Annotated in this window: 4 protein-coding genes and 1 pseudogene; 4 read left to right on the plus strand and 1 reads right to left on the minus strand. The window is 40.0% G+C overall.

Annotated features, from left to right (window positions below; genetic code table 11):
* Positions 1–790 precede the first annotated feature (790 nt).
* The 3 genes and pseudogenes from F994_RS10370 to F994_RS17880 form a co-directional block, all read left to right on the plus strand.
* Complete coding sequence (locus F994_RS10370) at positions 791–1,099, plus strand: helix-turn-helix transcriptional regulator (RefSeq protein WP_034696381.1); 309 nt, start codon at positions 791–793, stop codon at positions 1,097–1,099.
* Entirely contained in the window at positions 1,096–2,376 is a 1,281-nt protein-coding gene (locus tag F994_RS10375) for a type II toxin-antitoxin system HipA family toxin (protein WP_004647896.1), read from the plus strand. The genes F994_RS10370 and F994_RS10375 overlap by 4 nt, the downstream gene beginning before the upstream one ends.
* A gap of 21 nt (positions 2,377–2,397) precedes the next feature.
* Positions 2,398–2,618: pseudogene (locus tag F994_RS17880) on the plus strand (hypothetical protein); the annotation flags it as partial.
* A 245-nt stretch (positions 2,619–2,863) separates the two neighbouring features.
* Here the strand turns inward: F994_RS17880 and acnA are convergent.
* Positions 2,864–5,620: an aconitate hydratase AcnA gene (gene acnA, locus F994_RS10380; RefSeq protein ID WP_004647897.1), complete on the minus strand. Its 2,757-nt coding sequence runs from the start codon at positions 5,618–5,620 to the stop codon at positions 2,864–2,866.
* Between the two features lie 411 nt (positions 5,621–6,031).
* Here acnA and F994_RS16990 point away from each other — a divergent pair, with 411 nt between their 5' ends.
* Positions 6,032–6,232: a hypothetical protein gene (locus F994_RS16990; RefSeq protein WP_004647898.1), complete on the plus strand. Its 201-nt coding sequence runs from the start codon at positions 6,032–6,034 to the stop codon at positions 6,230–6,232.
* The last annotated feature ends 188 nt before the right edge of the window (positions 6,233–6,420 follow it).

Here is a 6,420-nt window from a genome sequence, read left to right on the forward strand (position 1 = left end):
TATATCAAAATATAGGTGACTTTTAGAAAACCTAAGACTTAAAATAAAGTGACCAAAACAATATTAAATGATCTAAATTAATCTAAATTTCACCTCATAAAAAATCATATACTCATAATTAAATCATATGCTTATAATTAGTATTATTTAATGGAATAAATATCGGTGACCTTGCCAAGGTTGGGGTCATTAATCAATGAGGACATGATTACCAGAAACTAAAAATTTTTATACAATTATAACGGACAAAGCTTACATTTCAGAACAGTAGCCAAACTTGAGCACAGATTCGACCCACTCAATAGTAATCTTGTGAGTAAAAGCAATCAAATCCGAGAAGTTAAAGATCATTGAGGTCGAGAATATCCTGATAGAAAGTTATCATTTCATCACGACAGTTCAGGTATATGATTATGTTGATGTTAACCATCCAATATTTGTCAGAATGTTCCAGAGAAGGAGTAAAAATTATAAAGCTTCAGGCTATATTGTAGAAAAATCACACAATAATATCGTTTTATAATTTTCCATATATTGGCACTAACCCAATTTTCAATCCATAAGATAATTAAACGTAAAACCACTTTTAAAATTCTAAATAGGTTAACGTCCTTGGCATCAAAATAACTGACCATCACAAAGGATGCGTGTCCGAATGCAAATTTTAACTGTATCACTACGTAGCTAGGGCTGTTTTACAGATCGAAATGATAAAATCCTAAATTGCTTTTCAAAAAAAAAGAAACTAATATATTTCCTAAAGCATCTAAAAGAAATAAATATGTCTACGATGAATAAGTCATTACTTCAGCAAATTAAAAAAAGACGAACCCAATTGGGCTTAAAACAAGTTGATATGCAATCCCGTACAGGCATTTCAAGACAGCAGTACCAAAAACTGGAAAGTCAGGGCAATCCACGATTAGAGACCTTAGAAATTATTGCGGCAGGATTAAATGCTCAATTGATGCTCATCCCTGATGATAAAGTTCATTTAATTAGACAATTATTGAATGATGAAATTAAAATCACGATCGAAGATCAGGATGACTTAATGACCAACCCGTGGAAGGATCTTCTCGGAGGTGAGGAACCATGAATACTGTTGCTGTCCTGAAATTAACATTACATCACGGTGTCGTTGGATACTTGGCAGGATTTCAGAGTGGAAAAAATATTCTGGTTTTTACTGACTCTTTCCGATTTGATCAGCAACGCGAGACATTGAGCCTGCTTACTTCCCCCTTGTATCCTCAAGCGGATAAGGTTTTAGAAAAGACCTATGTTACACATCAGCGCTTACACCCATTGCTATCAAACTTGTTACCAGAAGGTGCATTACGTGAACTGATTGCACAAATACATATAGACAATGAATTTCAGTTATTAGCAACTTTAGGTCATGACTTACCTGGAGCACTCATTGCGACCCCATTAGATCCAGAAGAAATCCCAGATGAAATAAAATTCAAACTTCAGATCTCGAATCCAGATCAGATCTTAAAACAAGAAATTCAAACAGATAATAAGTTTTCCTTAGCCGGCGTCCAAATGAAGTTTTCCATGAAAGCCAAAGACGGGCGTTTTACATTAGCGCAGGCAACGGAATCCAGTCTACTCGGGGATTGGATTATCAAAACTCCTTCTTCCAGACATGCTTTTGTTCCGCTGAATGAATATTCTATGATGACCCTTGCCAAAACGGTCGGAATAGATGTCCCTGAGATTCACTTGGTGGATATGACTCTCTTACAAGACCTTCCACCATTAAATTTACCCCAAGAGCAATATGCTTTTGCAATTAAGAGATTCGATAGACAGAATACTGCTAACACTACAGAGCTTATTCATATTGAAGATTTTGCTCAGATCTTTGGCGCATATCCACATCAGAAATACAGCACCACAAATTATGAGCAGATAGGTAAGATCATTTATCAATTTTCAGATAATAAGATTTTTGATATTCAGCAATTTGCCAGCCGTTTACTCATAAATATTTTACTCGCCAATGGAGATGCTCACTTAAAGAACTGGAGTATGATTTATCAGGATAAAAGAACACCAAGATTATCTCCCGCATACGATATATTGATGACAAGTGTATATATTGAAAATGAACGTCATTTCGCATTGAATCTTGCCAAAAATAAAGATTGGTATTTAGCTGAGATGAAACACTTTGAACAATGGGCAAAAAAAGTTGGTGTTCCATGGCGTGTAATTGAAAAACAACTTCATGAGATTATGGACAAAGCACGGTCAGTATGGCCAGCGCTATTACTAGATTTACCAATGGGTTCTGCCCATAAAGAAAAATTAAGAGAGCATTGGCAAAAGTTACATCCCAACTTTCAGATACTTGCAAATGATTAGAACCCGTAAATACGGTGGTTCATTTTTGAACTGAATTAAAAGCAACAACTGAAAAAGTTTCTGTCTTTTATCAGTAAGCTATTTCCAAAAAATATCTTCATCTCGAGCTTTCCGAATGGAGCAAGGAACAGCTCAAAAATACATTACAGGATTTAACATTACGAGCAGAAAATTTCAGTCTGAATAAGAATGAAACGCGAATTAAGTTTTGCTTCAAGTGTAAAGATACAAAAGCACTCTAGGTATTTAAGTTACTGATGTATCTAATTATTGTTTCTCACATTAGGTTTTCTTCAATCCAGTTTAAATCAATGAGCTCATTGAAATGAGTAAGTGACGATAAAGATTGTTGCAGGGTTAAATCTAAATTATCAGATAAAGTCATAAAAAATGAGCATATTTACATACACTCATTTTTACTACATTTCTCTAATGTTTGCTTAACTGACTGACATTAGGCAGGTGTCGGGCTTTTTCATGGTTAAATTTAGGAAGCGAGCAAATTGCGCAAGACATAGTGCAAGATACCACCGGCCTTAAAGTATTCCACCTCATTCAAGGTATCAATGCGACACAACACTTGAAAATGGCTAAACGTACCATCGGTATGTTGCACATCTACTTCCAGCATTTGATGCGGATGAATATCATCAGACAAACCTAAGATTGACAGTTTTTCATGCCCGGTTAGATTCAATATCTGGCGGTTCTTACCCTCCACAAACTGTAAAGGTAAAACCCCCATGCCGACCAGATTGGAACGGTGAATCCGCTCAAAACTTTCAGCAATCACCGCTTTCACTCCCAATAGGTTGGTGCCTTTGGCAGCCCAGTCACGTGAAGAACCGGTGCCATATTCTTTCCCGGCAATAATCACTAGCGGGGTTTGTTCTGCCTGATAATGCATTGCCGCATCATAAATCGAAAGTTTTTCTGCACTTGGAATATGCAGGGTATTGCCACCCTCCTCGCCACCAAGCATTTCATTTTTGATACGGATATTGGCAAAGGTACCTCGCATCATCACTTCATGGTTACCACGGCGGGATCCATAAGAGTTAAAGTCTTTTACATCAACCCCCTGTTGCTGCAAATATCGGCCGGCCGGACTATCTTTTTTGATATTGCCCGCAGGAGAAATATGGTCCGTCGTGACTGAATCGCCTAATACAGCCAAAATCCGTGCCTGTTTGATCTGCTGAATTGGTCGCACCGGCTGATCAATTTCTGCAAAAAAGGGAGGATGCCGGATATAAGTTGATTGTTCATCCCAAGCATAGGTTTGACTTTGTGGAATCTGGATCGCTTTCCACTTGGCATCGCCTTCAAAAACCTCCGCATATTCTTTATGGAACATCTCGGTATTCACATTCTGCAGTGCGGCATCAATTTCCATCTGTGTCGGCCAGATATCTTTTAAATAAACCGCTTGGCCATCAAAGCCCTCACCTATCGGCTCAGTAGTAAGATCAGTTCGAATATTCCCGACCAAACCATAGGCAACCACCAAGGGGGGAGATGCTAGCCAGTTGGTTTTCACCAATGGATGCACCCGTCCTTCAAAGTTACGGTTTCCGGAGAGTACAGAGGCTACATTCAAATCGAAACATTGCACAGCCTCTTCAACCTCTTCAGGCAAAGGTCCCGAATTACCAATACAAGTAGTACAACCATAACCCACCAGGTTATAACCCAGCTGATTCAAATAAGGCATCAACCCTGCTGCATTGAGATAATCGGTGACTACTTTGGAACCTGGAGCCAGTGAACTTTTCACCCAAGGTTTTCGCTGCAAACCTTTTTCGAGTGCTTTTTGGGCTAATAGTCCTGCTGCCAACATGACACTGGGATTCGAGGTATTGGTACAGGAGGTAATGGCTGAAATCACCACATCGCCATGCTGCAACGGATATTTTTTATCATCAATGACACAAAAAGCACTTTCATGTGGCAGATTGGCTTGTTTCGCTTCAACAGCCGTACCTCCGCCTCCTTCATTTTCCAGACGCTCTTTTTCCTCTTTGACCGGTTTCAACGTCAGTTCCATGAAGGCATGAAAGGTTTTTGGCACTTGCGACAATAGCACACGATCCTGCGGGCGTTTCGGACCCGCCAGACTGGCTTCTACCGTCGACATATCTAAAGCCAGAGTGTCGGTAAAGATGGGTTCATCCCCCGGATTGCGCCATAATCCTTGCAACTTGCTATAAGCCTCTACCAAGGCAATTCTTTCCGGCTGACGTCCAGTTAAACGTAAATAGGAAAGCGTCACCTCATCAACCGGGAAAAAGCCACAGGTAGCGCCATATTCGGGTGCCATATTGGCAATAGTGGCACGGTCAGCCAAGGGTAAATCGGCCAGACCATCGCCATAAAATTCGACAAATTTTCCAACTACGCCTTTTTGGCGTAGTATTTGGGTAATAGTCAGCACCAGATCAGTTGCTGTAATACCTTCTTTGAGTTTACCGGTGAGCTTAAAGCCGATCACTTCCGGAATCAGCATGGAGATCGGTTGGCCCAGCATGGCTGCTTCTGCTTCAATGCCGCCTACCCCCCAACCCAACACGCCTAAGCCATTGATCATGGTGGTATGTGAATCGGTACCGACCAAAGTATCAGGAAAGGCAAAGTGCTGCCCATCGACCTCATTGCTCCAGACCACTTGTGCCAGATGTTCCAGATTGACCTGATGGCAAATCCCAGTTCCTGGCGGTACCACGCGAAACTGATTGAGCGCCGCCTGTCCCCAACGCAGAAACTGGTAGCGCTCGCCATTACGTTGCATCTCAATTGCGACATTCTGCTCAAAAGCTTGCGGGCTGGCAAAGTAATCGACCATCACTGAGTGATCTATGACTAAATCCACCGGTGACAGTGGATTAATTTTTTCCGGATCACCGCCAGCTTTGGCCACCGCTGCACGCATCGCAGCAAGATCAACCACTGCGGGAACACCAGTAAAATCCTGCATCAGCACCCGTGCCGGACGATACTGGATTTCCTGTTCTGAGGTTTGGTTGTTTAACCACTCTGCCAACGCATGAATATGCTCGGTTTTCACCGTGAGCTGATCTTCAAAACGTAGTAAATTTTCTAGCAAGACTTTTAAAGATTTTGGCAGCTGGGACAGGTCACCTAACTGCACTTGCAATTTGGACAGGTTGAAAATCTGATAGTGTTCTGAGCCGACGGTTAATGTTTCTAAGGTATTAAAACTATTGATATCACTGTACTTAGCCATCTAATTTCCCTCCGGCTTGAGATGTTATTTTTATGATCACAGTCAACCACTTCTTTACTTACTGTATGCCAACTGCGCGGCGGGTTTGTTATTATTTATTATCGGATTGCGCTAGGCAGTTAAATGCAGGGCTGCTAAATTGTAAAGTCTAATTAGATTTCTTTAATCTAATCAGCTAATAAAGCACTTCATTACCAATCTACCCCATCAACCGGTACAGTTAATTTAGCCGCATTTACTGTAGCTGAGTTTAAATCAGCTAGAACTTTAAACTACAGTAACTTTCTTCGCGCTGCACACTTTTGTACCAATAATATTCACGAAAAAGTAAAAGCTTTTTATTTCTGATATCCCCAAATAGGCAATGGAAACTCGCCCCTGCCTCAGATATTACTTTCTGCAAAGACCCAAGTGGATATTATTGGTGAGGCGCTGCATATTACTCAACAAGCCATTGTCAAACTAGGCAATCAGGAAGCAGATCTTTCTGTTAAAGAAGTCGATGAAATTATTAGCTCGATTTGTGAGGTTGCAAGCCGATTCAATAAAATTACTCAAGAAAGATTACCTGAGCAAATTCGCTCAGAGACCCTACAAATAATTCAAAGCTGAATTGAGCACAATATTCATATACTAAATTGAATATAAACCATCTGTATGATTATTAATAAATACTATATATTGTTGTTATTTATCATGAAACATTATATCAAAATATAGGTGACTTTTAGAAAACCTAAGACTTAAAATAAAGTGACCAAAACAATATTAAATGATCTAAATTAATCTAAATTTCACCT

The sequence above is a fragment of the Acinetobacter bohemicus ANC 3994 genome (assembly GCF_000367925.1).
Lineage (GTDB): Bacteria > Pseudomonadota > Gammaproteobacteria > Pseudomonadales > Moraxellaceae > Acinetobacter > Acinetobacter bohemicus.